Source organism: Oleiharenicola lentus (assembly GCF_051660365.1).
GTDB classification, from domain to species: domain Bacteria; phylum Verrucomicrobiota; class Verrucomicrobiia; order Opitutales; family Opitutaceae; genus Lacunisphaera; species Lacunisphaera lenta_A.
The window spans coordinates 2,132,989-2,148,325 of sequence record NZ_JBOZXB010000001.1 but is presented as its reverse complement, the minus strand read 5'-3'; the positions used below and the strand labels follow the sequence as shown (position 1 = coordinate 2,148,325).

The window sequence follows — 15,337 nt, the reverse complement described above, 5'->3', positions numbered from 1 at the left end:
CCGGAAAAATTTCTGCTTAGTCCGCGCGTGCGTTCTGTCATGAAGCTGGGAATTTCTCTGTGCCTGCTCGCGTTGTTTGCTCCAACGACGCGCGCCGCCGAAACGAAACCTGCGTGGTCGGACACTCTCTCGTCATTTTTTGCCGAACCACGTTTCGAAGGCGCGCTCTGGGGCGTGAAAGTTGTTTCGCTGGCCACGGGCGAAACTGTCTTCGAGCACGAACCTAATCTGCGCCTCAGCCCGGCGTCGAACTGCAAGCTCTACGTCGGCGCGCTCGCGCTGGATCGCCTCGGCGGCGATTACCGCATCGAGACGCCCATCCTCGCCACCGCGACGGTCGCGGCCGACGGCCACCTCGCCGGCGATCTCGTGATTGCGGGCCGGGGCGATCCGAGTTGGGCGGCGCGGTTTAAGAAAAAATCGTTCGCCAGCGCGTTCGAGCCGATCATCGCCGCGCTCACGCAAGCCGGCGTGAAACGCATTTCCGGCGACATCGTCGCCGACGCCACGTGGCTGCGCAGCCCGCCCCACGGGCCGGGCTGGGTCGTCGAGGACATGGGGGATTATTACAGTGCGGAAATTTCCGCGATCACGCTCGCCGACAACTACGTGGAATTCAACGTCACGCCGGGCGCCGCCATCGGCGAGCCATGCAAAATCGAATTTGCCGAGCCGCTCAGCGCACTCACTTTCGTGAATCGCACGCAGACGCTCCCGGCCGGAAAAGAAAATACGCTCAACACGCGGCGCCTGCCCGGCTCGCGCGAAGTTGAAATCACGGGCGGCGTCGCCCTCGGCGGAAAAATGGAAACGACGGAAAGCACCGTGCCACGCCCCGCCCAGTGGTTCGCAACGGCATTGCGCGATGCCTTGCAGCAAGCCGGCATCGTCGTCGACGGCACAGCGCGCAGCCTCGTCTGGCCGGAGAAAACGCCGCGCGCCGACGTGAAACTCGGCCGCATCGTTTCGCCACCGCTGCGCGAACTCGTCGCGGATTTCATGCAGCCGTCGCAGAATCTGGAAACGGATTTAATCTTCGCGCACCTCGGCGAAATCAGTCGCACCGCGGCGACACCTCCCGACACGCGCAGCGACGATCTCGCGCTCGATCGGCTCAACGAATTTTTGCGTGAAATCGGCATTCCGAAATCAGCCGTGATTTTCGACGAAGGCTCCGGCCTTTCGCGCAACAACCTCGCCACGGCCGACGCGACCGTGAAATTGCTCCGTCACTTGGCGACACACCGCGAGGCCGACGCGTTTGCGGCCGCGTTGCCGCTCGCGGGTCGCCCCGGCACACTTCGCAATCGCCTCAAAGGCACCCCGCTCGAAGGAAAAATGCAGGCGAAAACCGGCAGTCTCCGGTGGGCGACCGCGCTTTCCGGTTACTTGACCGACGCACACGGGGAGAAACTCGCGTTCAGTCTCATGCTCAACCGCTACGTCGCCCCCGCCGGTCGCAAGGCTTCGCAGGAAATCGACGAAGCCGCGCTGGCGCTCGCAGGCTATGCCGCCGGCAAAAAATAATCGGAGCCTTCGTTTCGTTTGGCTCTTCACCGCGACGCTGTTCGCGCACAGCGCGTTCGGTCAAACTGCAGCCATCGAATCCGGCGTGATCGATGAAACCACCGCCGCCGGCCCGATTCGCGGCCACTGGGCCAAGGTTCATCTCGATCAGCCGCGCGTGCACCTCACCGTGACCGCGCCCCTGGCCACCGAAGTTAAAGCGAAAGATCCCGCGAACACAGAAGCGCATTTGCGCACCGTGCCCGAGTGGGCGGAAAAAAATCAACTCACGCTCGCGGTGAACGCGAATTTCTTCAGCAAAGTAATCCAACGCGCGCCGGACGAAAAAGATCCCGGTTGGATTCCCTACCTGCCGGTGAATCTCAATGGCCTGAGTGTGAGCGACGGCCAGATCGTGTCGCCGGCGAACGATGCGCCATCACGCGAGCCGGCGTTGATGATCTTTCGCGGTGGGCGGGCGGTGATCGATTACGCGCCGGACAAAATTCCGACCGATTTGCTCTGCGCCGTCGCCGGACGCGGGCCCAGTATCGGCCCCAAAGGCCAGCCCGGCACGCTGCTCGTCACCGCCGGCAAAAACACCGGCGCCACGGCGCAAGTTGAGCCCACCGTCCGGCACCCGCGCACCGCGGCCGGCGTCACGGTGGACGGGCACACGTTAATTCTGCTCGTGATCGACGGGCGCCAGCCGGGACACAGTGTGGGGTGCACGTTGCCGGAACTGGCCGACGTGATGATTCGGCTCGGCGCGGAACAAGCGCTCAACCTCGATGGCGGCGGTTCATCGACGTTCTATTACCGTCAGCCCGACGGCACTGTGCTGCACAACAAAACTCCCGGTGGAAACTGGCGGCCGGTCGGCAATCATCTCGGCGTGAGCGTTTCCACCCCGTGACCACGACCACAAATCCGCCGCCCGCACGCCTGGGTTCGCTCGATGCGTTTCGCGGCGCGACGATTGCGGCGATGCTCCTCGTGAACAATCCCGGTTCGTGGAGCGCAATTTATCCGCCGCTCGCGCACGCCCCGTGGCACGGCTGGACGTTTACCGATCTCATTTTCCCCGCATTTCTGTGGATTGTCGGCGTGGCGATCACGCTGTCGTTCGCGAAACGTCAGGAACAAGGCGCCGATCGCGGCGAGTTGTTTCGGCATGTGCTGCGACGCTCGGCGATTATTTTTGCGCTCGGGCTTTTCCTCGCCGCGTTCCCGTTCGGGCTGCTGCCCGCGCATGAATTTTCATTGGCCCGGCTACGTATCCCCGGCGTGTTGCAGCGCATCGCAGTGGGTTACCTCGTGGCGTCGGCGATTTTTCTGCGCACGAGCTGGCGCGGGCAACTCGCGTGGGCACTGGCGTTGCTGACGGGGCATGCGCTCGCGCTGAAATTTATTCCGGTGCCGGGTTTCGGCGCGGGGGTGTTGGAACCGAAAGGCAATCTCGCGTGGTGGATCGATTCGCACCTCCTCGCCGGCCACACGTGGCGGGGCGCGCCGACGCCGGGTTTCGATCCCGAGGGGATTCTCTCCACCGTGCCCGCGATTTCGACCGTGTTGCTCGGAGTTTTGGCGGGCCACTGGCTCCGCAGAGCGAGCAGTGGCGCAAAAATCGCCGGCGGTTTAATCGGCGGCGGGCTCGTTCTGCTGATCGTGGGTGCCGCGCTCGGGCTTTGGTTGCCGATTAACAAGAATCTGTGGACGAGTTCCTACGCGGTTTTCACGGCGGGGTGGGCGCAGCTTTTATTCGGGCTGTTTTACTGGGCGATGGATGTGCGCGGCTGGAAAGGGTGGGCCGCACCGTTCACGTGGTTCGGCGTCAATGCACTCGCGCTCTTCGTGCTCTCCGGCCTGATCGCGCGCCTGCTCGGACTCATCCAGTGGATCGGCGCGGACGGCACGACCAAAGTCACGGCCAAGGGCTGGATCTACGCACACGGCTTCACGCCGTATTTTAGCCCAGTGAACGCGTCGCTCGCGTTCGCGATTTGTTTTGTGCTGCTGCACCTCGCATTAGCGTGGTGGCTTTGTCGTCGACACTATCTTTTCAAGGTCTGACGAAACCTGAGGCCTTTTCACAGACCTCGGGTCGACAGGATCAGACGCTATTCGATCGTGACGTAGAAACTTATGCTTTGGTCCGGATAGCCGGACCACCACATATGGTATTGAATCACCGCCACCAAATAACGACCCGGAGCGAGTCCCGTAGTATCGAAGTCCAAATTGACGCCAAAGGCGTCACCATCAAAACCGCTTAGCTTAATTGACCCGCTGACCCATGCATATTGAGGATAAAAATACACGTCAGTCGCATGCATGCGGCTTTCGATAAAACTATCCTCATTGCAGAATTCGTAACTCCCCGAGTCAGCCGACACGGGGTCGGGATAATCTACATCGTAAGCAAAAGCCGCCGTCGCGATTGCCGATGTAAAAAACAGCCCGAACACAGCTCGAGAAACTTTTCTTCTCAACCCGAAGTAGGCTTCATACAGGCAGCGCGGAACCACCGGCGTCGCGAAGAACAAACCAGAACGAACAGAGGCGAAGATCGCCCCGAGCATGGATAGTTTTGTTGAGTTCATTGGATTATTTTTTGGCCCGTCGAACGACAAATGAACCTCGATATTTTCGAAGTAAATGCCGGCGGTGTTAACAAACCATGAAACCATCCGCGCCCCTCTGCTGCTGAACGGAGTCGCTGCCCGCCCTCGCGCAACCAAGCCGAGCGAGCGCGGGCGGAAATTTCAGCAGCCCGCAAAGTTGGATGTGCAGCATCGACACATGGAACAAAAGCTGCTTTCAAAATCGGCAACAGATTCATCCAAGCATCTGACACTTGACGGGTAAGCGCACAACTTACCGCCAGGCACTACACACCAAACAACACCGGAGCCTTTGCGCGTTCATCGCGTGACGGCTCCAAACCCAGTCCCCAAACCGTATGAACGCACGTTCCCAGTGGAAACGACTGACCCTGCTCGCGTTGCTCACCGCAACCGGAGCAATTCCTGCCGCCGTGGCACAAACCGCCACCGCTTCAACCACCAGCCCGGCTCCGAACGAAGACCCCGTCAAACTCGAGAAATTCGTCGTCACCGGCTCGCTGATCAAGCGCGCTGCTGACGAAGGCGCACTGCCGCTCTCCGTGTTTACTAAGTTCGAAATGGAGCAGGAAGGCATCGCGAGCGCCGAGCAGCTCATCATGAACCTCAACATCAACGGCAACGGTTTCGATAACCTCGCGACCAACACCGATGTCGTTGGCGGTGAGGGCCCCCGCGGCAACAACGGGGCTTCTTCAGCAAATCTGCGCGGTCAGGGCGCCAACGCCACCCTCATCTTGCTCAACGGCCGTCGCATTGCCTCACACGGGCTGAACGGCGGCGTCGTTGACCTGAACTCTATTCCTTTCGCCGCAATTGAACGCGTGGAAGTCCTCAAGGACGGCGCTTCTGCCACCTACGGCACCGATGCGGTCGGCGGCGTGATCAACTTTATCACGAAACGCGATTTTCAAGGCCTCATTGCCAACGCGGCGACCGACATCACCGAGGACGGCGGCGGCAACATCTCCCGTTACTCGCTCGTCGGCGGCTGGGGTGACCTCAATAAAGACAAGTGGAACCTCATGGCCTCTGTGTCCCTCGCTGATCACAAAAAGCTGAACGGCGATCAACGTGACTTCGTTAACACTTTCCAGCCTAAACGTGGCATTTCGCCCGATACCCGTGGCACCCCAATCGCCACTCTCCAAACAATCGCCAACTTGCCGACCGCGCTCGGCTTGAGCACCGCGAATCCGATCGATCCCGCGAATCCCGCAATCCGCGTCAACCAGATCAACATACTGGATCTCCCAACGAACACTGCTGGTTACACAGGCTTCGATGGCATGGGGCCTTACGAAGAGCTGCTTTGGGCTGCCACCTCGGCAACAGGTAACGGTAAATACGGTTCTGCCTGGGATACCGGTCGGGCCGCTGTGCTCCAACAGCCCGTTAAAAACACCAACTTTGTGAGTCGCGGTTCGTTAAAATTGGGCGAGCACATCCTCACCCTTGAAGCCATCGTTGGTCGCTCTGAATCCACCAAGAGCTTCTCCCCCAATCAATGGAGCACCGCAGGCCTCACCGCCACCGGCGCCCAAACCACCACCACTTCCGCAAACGGCACCGTCATTCCCAATCCGCAATCCGGCATGGTTTACCCCAGCACGGGCGCTGACTACAATCGCGTGTTCAATGCGCTCGTCGCCTACTTCCCAGCGCTTGAAGCGAACCGCGGCCTGCCGCTCGGCTTTCGCTGGCGCGCACTGCCCGGCGGCAATCGCGAGATTGCCACCCAAAGCGACACCCGTCGTTTCCTCGTCGGCATGGAAGGACCGCTTCCAATTCCGATAGATTTCTTCTCCGAATGGGAATACCGCACCGGTGTTTCCCAGTCCGAGAGCAAATCGAAATCGAAGCTCTTGAACGGTTATTACTACACCTTGCCCTTCGCCAATTTGATCAAGACCGGTGTGTTGAGTCCATTCTCCTACGAGCAATCTCAAACCGCAATCGATGGCCTCAAGGCGGCGTCCGCCACTGGGGTTGAACTTTATGGCGGCACCTTCACCACGACCGGTGCCGATTTCACCACTTCGGGTCCGCTCTTTAAATTGCCCGCTGGCCAAATTCAGGCGGCCGCCGGTTTCGATTATCGCAAGGAAGAGTATTCCTTTGTTGGCGACACTCGCACCGATCTCAGCACCGTCGAATCGCACATTTTCGGCGCACCGTTTGACAACCTTCTCGCCACAGGCGGCACTCTGAGTCGCGACATCTACGCCTTCTTTGCCGAAGTCGAAATTCCTGTCATCAAAAATCTCGATCTCAACGTCGCTGCACGTCGTGACGACTACACCGGCTTTGGCAGCAGCACTAATCCGAAAGTCACCTTACGCTACGCGCCGATCGAGCAAGTGCTGCTACGTTCTTCCTACAGCACCGGCTTCCGAGTTCCCACCTTCAAACAGCAATTCGATCCGGCGGTCGAATCGATCTTCGCCGGCGCCGACCTTATCGATCCGGCCACAGGCCTCTCGATTCCTGCGAACAGCCTGAACATCATTTCCGGTGGAAAGCCGGACCTGCAGCCTGAGGAAGCTGAGATGAAATCTGTCGGTATTGTTCTCTCACCCGTCAAAAACATTACCTTTGGCGTCGATTGGTGGTCCATCGAACGCACAGGCACCATCCAGTCGCTCGGTGCTTCGGTCATCCTCGCCAACTCTTCGCTTTTTGAAGATCGCATCATCCGCGGCGCCGGCGGCACCGGCCCGATCACCAAGATCGACGTTCGTCCGCTCAATGCAGGCGAAACTCAAACGAAGGGTGTCGAATACACCGGTCGCGGCGAATTCGATCTCTTCGGTGGCAAAATCATCGGCGACGTCAACGTCAGCCAATTGCTCGAGAAGAAGTCCCGCTTGATTGCCAGTGCGCCCTTCGGTCGCAGCGAAGTGGGTCGTTTTACCCGTTATAGCGATATCGGTATCAAGTGGAAGTCCACGGCTTCCGTCTCTTACCGGAAAGGCAAATGGACGGGTCGCCTCAGCCAGCTCTATCGCTGCGGCTACCTGGATTATGTCCCCCCAGGCATCGCCAACGGCACCTTCTTACCGTTCGCTCCGGACTATAACCCGAAGGTCGGCGAATACATTACTTACAACGCCAGCCTGACCTACCGCCTGAACAAAGATCTTACGATCGTCGCCGGCATTAAGAACCTGCTGAACGAAGATCCGCCGTTCTCCATCGCTTACGACACCAACACCGGTGCCGGCAGCTCCTGGGAACCGCGTGTCGCCGATCCGCGTGGTCGCTCGTTCACGCTCTCGGTCGAATACAAGTTCTTCTAAGCGCTCACGGCTTAACCTCTTTCAAGGACGACCCATCGTGGTCGTCCTTTTTTTGGGCCGCCCTCAACGCGCGACTCGCCCCACGCAACGAAAAATCCATGTTCTAATCCAGTGCCCAATCCCGCCACCACGGAACTTCGCCGGCTCGTTGCCAAACTGCCGCAACCGAACTATCAACTGATCGGCCACGCTACCGCACCGCTTCCGTTGCCGACGCATGTGGTGTGCTTCCAACGTCAGACTGCAGACGAACTCAACAAACCCCGCAAAGGCCGCGCGTTTCACCACCGCTTCGTGCTCATCTGCGCGCTGGAAACCGCCGCCACTGTCTGCGTCGATAATCACAACCTCCGCCTCAACGCCGGCGATGCGTTACTGGTTTTTCCGTTTCAATTTCACCACTACATCGGTGCGAAACGCGATGCGATCTCGTGGCTGTTTGTGACCTTTGAGCTCAACGATTCCGAGCCACTTGCCGCGCTTCGTTATCAACCTTTCGCGCTCACCCGCCCGCTCCGCGCCATCGCCACCGACCTCGTCGAAGCCTACGAAACCGAAACCACGGAAGAACTGCCCGCCTTGTTGCTCGCGCTTCTCCTCGCCCGCATTCGCCGGCTGAAACCTAAAGCTCCGCAATTGGCGACGACGGAAACCGAATCTGAACTAGTGCTCAGCATCGATCAAATCGCCCAGCGCCCCGGTGCCCAACCCACCATCCGCGAAATGGCCAAAGCACTCGGCATCAGCTCAAGCCATCTCCGCGCACGCTTTCACGCATCATGTGGAGTGAGCATTGGTCGTCACCTGCGGCGGCTCCGGTTGGAAAAAGCCTGCGGCTTGCTCCGCCTTGGCCCGCAACGCGTCTCCGAAATCGCCGAGCAATGCGGTTTCAGCTCCATTCACAATTTCAGCCGGGCATTTCGTCAGGCGTATAAAATTTCCCCACTTGCTTACCGCCATAGCGGCAAGGCGGCACCAAAACTCCGGCGCAAACGCGCAGCTAAATCCTCGGCTAAAAAATAGCCGCAGCATCTCCCGATGCGCCCGGATGCATCGTTAGTTTTGTTTCGCTGCGGCATTTAATTTCACCACGACCAATTTTCAGGGTGAAAGCCCCATTGTCAGAAATGACGAACTTTTTAACAAAAATGCCAACCTTAGTTCATCGTTTCCCTCTGAGGAACTCACTCAACGCTGCTTCGATGAAATAATTCTGCTTGGAGGTATTCGCGCAGGAGATTAGCGAAAAGGCCACACCGAGCGACACGACCGAGCCATCGGAGTGTTGCTACATAACACCTACACACCGATGAGCATACTGACTGCGATGGTCGCTACGCATGTCCGGCTGTTGCGTTCCGCAATGAGCCTTTTGGTTGTCTTCTCCACCTTGGCCGTTTCCTCCCTCTCGGCCCAAACCGGCCGCATCGAAGGCACGGTAACCAGCCGGGCCACGAGCAACGCCCTACAGGGTGCTCGCGTGACTTTGGCGGACTCGAGCCAGTTCGTTCTGACCGACAGCTCCGGCCGCTTCGTGCTTTTTAACGTGCCCGCCGGCTCTGCGCAGATCACCGCATCCTACTCGGGCTTCGAGGATCTCACCCAAAGCGTCCAAGTCACCTCTGGAGCGCAGGCTGAGGCGTCCTTTATCCTCGCGTCCTCCGACACCCTTCAGCTCGAGAAATTTACCGTCAACAGCGTGAAGGAAGGCCAGGCCCTCGCGGTCACCGAACAACGCAACGCTTCCAACGTGAAGAATGTCGTCGCGATGGACGAGTGGGGCGTCCTTCCGACCCAGAATGTCGCTGAGCTACTGACTCGCATGCCCGGAGTCACTGCGTCGGTGGACGAGGACAACTTGATGAATTATGTCTCCATTCGCGGCCAGCCGAACACCTTCACCACGCTGAACATCGACGGCATGTCCTCGACCGGCGTCAGCGCCTTCGGCCGCGCGCCCTCATTTCACTCCTTCTCCGCTTCGACCATCGAGCAGATCGAACTCATCTTAGGCCAGACACCCGACCGCCGCGCAGACTCCCTCGGCGGCACAGTTAACCTCAAGACCCGCTCGCCGCTCGCCATGAGCGGGAAGCGGCGTATCGACTACACCCTCGCCGGATCGTGGGCGGCCTCCTGGGGCGACCGCAACGTGCCGCTGAAGGATCATCCCTTCGGGCCCGACCTCAGCGTCACTTACACGGAGGTTTTCGACGTGCTCGGCGGCAAGCGCAACCTCGGCATCACGGCCACCGCCTCGTATCAGGAAATCGTGCGCTCCTTCGACTTTGATCGCATGCTCTACGAGAACACGACCAACAGCCTGGCCCAGTTGCGCGATTATACCCGGGTCAGCGGCCTCAACCAGCGGTTCCTCGAAGCCTTCAGCATGCGCGCCGACTATCGCTGGCGCGATCACACCACCGTCTCCGCGCGCTTTCTCTACAACGCCGGCGACGAGCCCAACTTTAACTACACGTGGGTGAATCCATTTTTTGGCACGAACACCACGGTGTATGATCCGGTCACCAACCCCACGGGCGCGGTCATGCCTGGCTACACCACGAACCGCACCGAGGTTCGTCCCAGCGGCAACACGCAGATGCTCCTCACGCCCCAGCATTACGCATTCACCAGCCGCAACCCCACCGGAACTCTTGTGGCTGAACATAAGTTTGGCCGCCTGAAGATCGAAGAGGCCATCCGGTGGTCCAACACAATCTGGAATTCTACCGCTGGACGTGACCAAGAGGGCGGCATCCTCACCCTTCGCACCGCACCACTCGGATCCATCGGCTTCATTTTGGACACCACGGATCTCACCGGACAGGTGTTTACCCAAACCGCCGGCCCCAGCGTCTATAGCGCCGCGAACTACGCCTCGATCCTGTCCGCCGCCGCCAACACCACCACGCAGCCGGTCGCGCAGACCTCGACCAGCCTCGTCAAGCGCGACACCGAGAACCGCACCAACGAAGTCAGCGCCTACGTCAATCTCAGCTACACTTTCGGGACGAAGTTCCCTCTCACGCTGAAGACCGGCTTCGACACGCAGAACAAGCGCGTCAACCTCTTCAACAAGAACCCGCAGCGCTACTACGCCGTGGTTGGCACCGTTCTCTCCGGAGAACTCATGCCGCTCACCGAATTCGAACGGCAGAACGCGCCCGCCGGCTCCCGTCTACCAGTCTTCAATCCTGACAAGATCGATGTGACCAACACCGCCGTGTGGTATGAAGACACGAACTACACCGCCGTGCAGCGTTACACGACCCGCCGCCTCTTCGAGGAGGGCGTGGACGCCGCCTTCCTCATGGGTGATACCAAGCTCGGTCGGCTTCGTGTCGTCGGTGGCGTGCGCAGCGAGTGGGTGAAAACCGAAACCTTCACCTACTTCCGCGCCCGCAGCACCCCAATTGCCGTCGAGCCCGATCACTTTAAGCGCGCCGCCATGGACTTCCAGGCCCAGAGCGCGGATGGCGTCTACGACAAGCTCTTCCCGAGCATCCAATTTGCCTACGATATCTCGCGCAACCTCGTCGCGCGCGCCAGTTGGTCCACCAGCTACGGCCGTCCGACTTACCAGCAGTTGATCCCCGCCGTGACCGTCAACGACACGACGCAAACCGTGACGATCGGCAACGCCTCGATCAAACCGCAGTTCGCCAAGAACATCGACCTCAAGTTGGAATATTACTTCAAGAACACCGGCGCCTTCACTGTCTCTGTTTACCAGAAAGACATCAGCGACTTGATCGGTGGCAACGTGAACTCCGGTGAGACCGTGCCCCTTACGCCCGACAACGGCTTCGATGGCCTCTACGGCGGCTACGCCATTCTCCGTCCGTCCAACATCGGCAGCGCCGAAGTGCAAGGCATTGAATTCGATTACCGCCAGCGCCTCACTTTCCTGCCCGGTGCACTCAAGGGGCTTTCCGTGCGTGCCAACTACGCGAAACTGAAAGCCAAGGGCGTATATAACGGCGCCACTGAACTCACCACGGACCAAGTGGCCGGCTTCGTGCCTGAAAACGCCAACTTCGGGCTCCAATACGCCTACAAAAAACTCGGGCTCAGCTACGATCTCAGCTATCGATCCGGTTATCCCTCGGCCATCAGCCTGACGTCCCCGGGCAACGGCAATCTATTTTATCGCGCGCTCGTCACGCACAACGTCGGGGTTGAATACCGCCTGCGTCCAAACGTGACACTGTTCACCACGGCGAACAATTTCACTGGAAACGGCCCGGAGATCTACACGTATCTCTCCAACCGTCCGCGCCAGCTGTTGATCGCGCCAACGTTCGTTAAGTTTGGCGTGAGGGGCCAATTCTGAGTTAACCAACTTCATCACTTCACGGGGCGTTCCGAGTGGAACGCCCTTTTTCTTCCCGCTATGAAAACTTTTCTTCTCTTCGCCGCACTCGCGACTGCTGCATTGGCCGCATCACCTGCGCCCTCTCCCGACCTCGCCGCACTCCAGGCCAAGCCGCTCTACCAATTCAACGAGAGCGAAGTCGGCACTTACCTTAGCCATCTCCAACTCACCGAGCCCGAACTCCGCGCGCGCATCATCCACCTCGCGCGCAAAAACCTGAAGCAGCCCTACGAACTCTACCTGCTCGGCGAAGCCCCCTTCGAAACCTACGACCCGCAGCCGCTCTACAGTCTCACCAAAAGCGACTGCCTCGTGTTCACCGAACACACCTACGCGATGGCGCTCTCGCGCGACTGGTCGGGCTTCATGCGCCTGCTCCAACGCATCCGCTACCGCGAAGGCCGCATCGGGGTCGTCACGCGCAACCATTTCACCGAAACCGATTGGAATCCCTCCAACCGCTGGCTCGTGCGCGACATCACCACCGAAATCGGCGGCGATAAAATGCGTCGCTTCGACCAAAAAATCGACCGCAGCAAATTCCTCCTCGGTCGCTACAAACTCACCACGCCCATCCCCGTCGAACTGCACCGCGAAACCTACGTGCCCTACGCCGATGTCGACCTCGCCAAAGCGCACCTCACAGACGGCGACTGCATCGAAATCGTCCGTGGCATCGTGAAACCCGGCATGCCCGATAACGAAATCTTCGGCGGCTCCGCGTGGATCGGCCACGTCGGCCTCGCCGCGCGCGGCCCCGCCGGCGAACTCCACCTGATTCACTCCATCGCGCCCGAAGTGCGCGAAGAAACCATCGAACAATTCATCGCCCGCGAAACCGCCCACAACGCCGAAAAAGACGCCGCCGGCAAACCACGCCTCCTCGGTTTCAAATTTCTCCGCCTCGAAGCCGACCCGCTCGCCAAGCTCCGCCAACTCGACGGCCTCGACGCCCCGCGCGTGACACTGCCAAGCGGCGCGGTTCTGCCATAATAATCTTTCTCTTTCCTCTTTCTCTTAATCTTTCTCAAAACCAACGAGAGAAAGAGGAAAGATCCCTTGAAATGATTCCTTCGCGGCCTCCCGCGAAAAATTCCGTGTCTTGTGGCTGCATCCGTGTCATCTATGCAACCCGTGGTTAATTCAGCCAACATCCCCGCTTCCATCGCAGCCCTCCCGTCCCGCACCGCCGAATTCGGCGCGCTGCTCGAACGCTGGGCGAACCTCAATTCCGGCTCCGGCCACGGGGCCGGCCTCGCTCGCATGGCCGCAGTGTTGCGCGCCGAATTCGCTGCAAGTTTCCCGCAAGCCACCTTCGAGCAACTCTCCGCCGACGCGCCCGGCCACAATCCTCCCGGCGCCATCGCACTCCGCTTTCGCCTGCGCCCCGAAGCACCGCTGCAAGTATTTCTCTGCGGTCATTACGACACCGTTTACGAAGCTGCCGACGCCTTCCAAACCTGCCGCTGGCTCGACGCCGACACGCTCAACGGACCCGGCGTCACCGACATGAAAGGCGGCCTCATCACACTGCTCGCCGCGCTTCAAGCCTTCGAACAAACCCCGCACGCCGCCCAAGTTGGCTGGGAAATTCTGCTTACTCCCGACGAAGAAACCGGCACGCACGGCACGCGCGCCCTGTTCGAGGAAGCAGCGAAACGAAACCATTTCGGTTTCGTGTTCGAACCCGCGCGTCCGTCCGGCGATATCATTCACTCACGCAAAGGCACCGGCGGCGCCGTCGCCACCTGCCATGGCCGCGCCGCCCACGCCGCCAAAATTCCCAACGATGGCCGCAACGCCATCCTCGCACTCGCCGCCTTTTCCCTCGCCGCCGCCAAAATTCCCTCCGAGTTGCCCGGCGTGTTGCTCAACGTCGCCAACATCAAAGGCGGCACCCCCGCGACGAATGTCGTGCCCGATTTCGCGCAAGCCGAACTCGATCTGCGCGTCACGAAAATGTCCGACCGCGAACCGCTCTTCGCACGCCTCGAAGCGCTCGCCGCGGAAATCTCTGCATCGCACGACGTGAAGTTCGAACTGAAAATCTGGCTCAATCGTCCGCCCAAAGAAAATCACCCGACCGAAGCCGCGCTTTTCCCTGCGTTTCAAAAAGCCGGCGCCGATGTCGGCGTGAAACCCTTCAACTGGGTGCACGGCGGCGGCGCCTCCGACGGAAATTTCCTCGGGGCGGCTGGTCTGCCGTGTTTCGACGGCATCGGTCCCGAAGGTGATCACCTCCACAGCGCGCGCGAATACTGCCGCGTGCCCACCATCGCTCCGCGCGCCGCCAACGTCGCGCTTTTCCTGCACCGCCTCGCGAGCGGAGAAATTAAGATGCCGAAAGCCTAAATCGGCAGAAATAATCCGCCCAATACCGCGGGCCGCGATGCACCTGTAACCGCTGGCACGTTGCCCGGCGCATTGCGCGTGAACTGACGCGCCAGCCACGCGAATAACATCGCCTCCACCCAGCTGCCATCGACCCCCAGCGCATCGGTTTTATCCACGCGGCAATCCGGCAAACGCTCCGCGAGCATCCGCATCAACGTGGGATTTTTTGCGCCGCCACCGCACACAAAGACCTCTGGATTCTTTAATTTTTTCTGCTGCGTGATCGCGTCCGCGATACTCTGCGCCGTCAACGCACACAGCGTCGCCTGCACGTCAGCGTCAGCGATGCGTCGCTTCGGCAACACGCGCTGCAACCACGCCATCGAAAAATATTCCGGCCCCGTGCTCTTCGGCGCGCGTTGCGCAAAATACCGATCCGCTAACATCGCGGCCAACAAGTCGGCGTGCACCGTGCCTTTCGCCGCGAGTGCGCCGTTGCGATCCATCGGCTTGCCGAGCACGCGACGACACCACGCGTCCATCAACGTATTGCCCGGCCCGGTATCGAAGCCCGCGATCGACGACGCTGAATTTCCCGGTAACACGGTGAGATTCGCAATTCCGCCAATGTTCACGACCACGCGATCCCCCTGCGGCTCGCGAAAAATCGCTTCGTGAAACGCCGGCACGAGCGGCGCGCCTTGCCCGCCGAGCGCCATGTCTTTCCTCCGAAAATCCGCCACGACCGCGATACCCGTTTCCCGTGCGATGACATTCGGATCGCCAATCTGCAAAGTAAACGGCGCCGCCGCGCCCGGCCGATGCCGAATCGTCTGCCCGTGACTGCCAATCGCCCGCACTTGCTCCGGAGCGATCTTGGCTTTCTTCAACAAATCGCGCGCTGCCTTCGCAAACGCCCGGCCAAGCCGGACGTCGGCTTCGCCCAAACGATCAATTTCGTTTTTCCCGGGCACGCACAACGCACGCAGCTCCTGCTGTAACGCCGCTGGAAATTTCAACGTATGCGTCGCGACCAGTTCCACGCGTGGCTCGAAGCGCACCAACGCCGCATCGATCCCATCGACACTCGTGCCTGAAAGCAGACCAATGAAAAATTCCGAGGGCATTGAATCCGTGTTCATGACTTTGAGTAGGCGAAGAATTTATTAACCACGGATAACACGGATTACTACGGA

General features: G+C 59.9%; 10 protein-coding genes. 8 read left to right on the top strand and 2 right to left on the bottom strand.

Translation table 11 applies throughout. The features are described 5' to 3' along the window. Positions 1–39 precede the first annotated feature (39 nt). From dacB to ACRRQW_RS07985, 3 genes are read left to right on the top strand one after another with little or no spacing between them, the layout of a single operon-like run. Positions 40–1,527: a D-alanyl-D-alanine carboxypeptidase/D-alanyl-D-alanine endopeptidase gene (dacB, locus tag ACRRQW_RS07995; RefSeq protein ID WP_438480754.1), complete on the top strand. Its 1,488-nt coding sequence runs from the start codon at positions 40–42 to the stop codon at positions 1,525–1,527. Further along, positions 1,508–2,422 carry a phosphodiester glycosidase family protein gene (locus ACRRQW_RS07990; protein WP_438480753.1) on the top strand — a complete coding sequence of 305 codons (915 nt, stop codon included), beginning with the start codon at positions 1,508–1,510 and terminating at the stop codon, positions 2,420–2,422. Before dacB ends, ACRRQW_RS07990 begins: the two co-directional genes overlap by 20 nt. Beyond that, positions 2,419–3,579, top strand: coding sequence for an acyltransferase family protein (locus tag ACRRQW_RS07985; RefSeq protein WP_438480752.1), 1,161 nt, complete (start codon positions 2,419–2,421; stop codon positions 3,577–3,579). The genes ACRRQW_RS07990 and ACRRQW_RS07985 overlap by 4 nt, the downstream gene beginning before the upstream one ends. A 47-nt stretch (positions 3,580–3,626) precedes the next feature. Here the strand turns inward: ACRRQW_RS07985 and ACRRQW_RS07980 are convergent, their stop codons facing one another. After that, a complete protein-coding gene (locus ACRRQW_RS07980) occupies positions 3,627–4,109 on the bottom strand; it encodes a hypothetical protein (RefSeq protein WP_438480751.1) in 483 nt (160 codons plus the stop codon). A gap of 359 nt (positions 4,110–4,468) precedes the next feature. Between ACRRQW_RS07980 and ACRRQW_RS07975 the strand changes: the two genes are divergently transcribed. The 5 genes from ACRRQW_RS07975 (at position 4,469) to ACRRQW_RS07955 (ending at position 14,159) form a co-directional block, all read left to right on the top strand. Continuing rightward, entirely contained in the window at positions 4,469–7,429 is a 2,961-nt protein-coding gene (locus ACRRQW_RS07975) for a TonB-dependent receptor domain-containing protein (RefSeq protein ID WP_438480750.1), read from the top strand. Positions 7,430–7,540: 111 nt separating this feature from the next. Then, complete coding sequence (locus ACRRQW_RS07970; protein WP_438480749.1) at positions 7,541–8,452, top strand: helix-turn-helix transcriptional regulator; 912 nt, start codon at positions 7,541–7,543, stop codon at positions 8,450–8,452. Between the two features lie 367 nt (positions 8,453–8,819). After that, positions 8,820–11,765: a TonB-dependent receptor domain-containing protein gene (locus tag ACRRQW_RS07965; RefSeq protein ID WP_438480748.1), complete on the top strand. Its 2,946-nt coding sequence runs from the start codon at positions 8,820–8,822 to the stop codon at positions 11,763–11,765. A 60-nt stretch (positions 11,766–11,825) separates the two neighbouring features. Continuing rightward, positions 11,826–12,800: an N-acetylmuramoyl-L-alanine amidase-like domain-containing protein gene (locus ACRRQW_RS07960; protein WP_438480747.1), complete on the top strand. Its 975-nt coding sequence runs from the start codon at positions 11,826–11,828 to the stop codon at positions 12,798–12,800. A 132-nt stretch (positions 12,801–12,932) separates the two neighbouring features. After that, positions 12,933–14,159 (top strand): hydrolase, encoded by a 1,227-nt coding sequence (locus ACRRQW_RS07955; protein WP_438480746.1) that lies wholly within the window; start codon positions 12,933–12,935, stop codon positions 14,157–14,159. On the opposite strand, the gene ACRRQW_RS07950 is transcribed toward ACRRQW_RS07955, so the two are convergent. Then, the gene (locus tag ACRRQW_RS07950; protein ID WP_438482345.1) at positions 14,156–15,268 is read right to left on the bottom strand and encodes an anhydro-N-acetylmuramic acid kinase; all 1,113 of its coding nucleotides are present in this window, start codon (positions 15,266–15,268) and stop codon (positions 14,156–14,158) included. The two genes, ACRRQW_RS07955 and ACRRQW_RS07950, sit on opposite strands and share 4 nt — an antisense overlap. Between the last annotated feature and the right edge of the window lie 69 nt (positions 15,269–15,337).

Coding starts and splice junctions, on each gene's coding strand:
- ACRRQW_RS07990 (WP_438480753.1), top strand. CDS start 1,508: ATGCCGCCGGCAAAAAATAATCGGAGCCTTCGTTTCGTTTGGCTCTTC.
- ACRRQW_RS07960 (WP_438480747.1), top strand. CDS start 11,826: ATGAAAACTTTTCTTCTCTTCGCCGCACTCGCGACTGCTGCATTGGCC.
- ACRRQW_RS07980 (WP_438480751.1), bottom strand. CDS start 4,109: ATGAACTCAACAAAACTATCCATGCTCGGGGCGATCTTCGCCTCTGTT.
- ACRRQW_RS07975 (WP_438480750.1), top strand. CDS start 4,469: ATGAACGCACGTTCCCAGTGGAAACGACTGACCCTGCTCGCGTTGCTC.
- dacB (WP_438480754.1), top strand. CDS start 40: ATGAAGCTGGGAATTTCTCTGTGCCTGCTCGCGTTGTTTGCTCCAACG.
- ACRRQW_RS07950 (WP_438482345.1), bottom strand. CDS start 15,268: ATGCCCTCGGAATTTTTCATTGGTCTGCTTTCAGGCACGAGTGTCGAT.
- ACRRQW_RS07955 (WP_438480746.1), top strand. CDS start 12,933: ATGCAACCCGTGGTTAATTCAGCCAACATCCCCGCTTCCATCGCAGCC.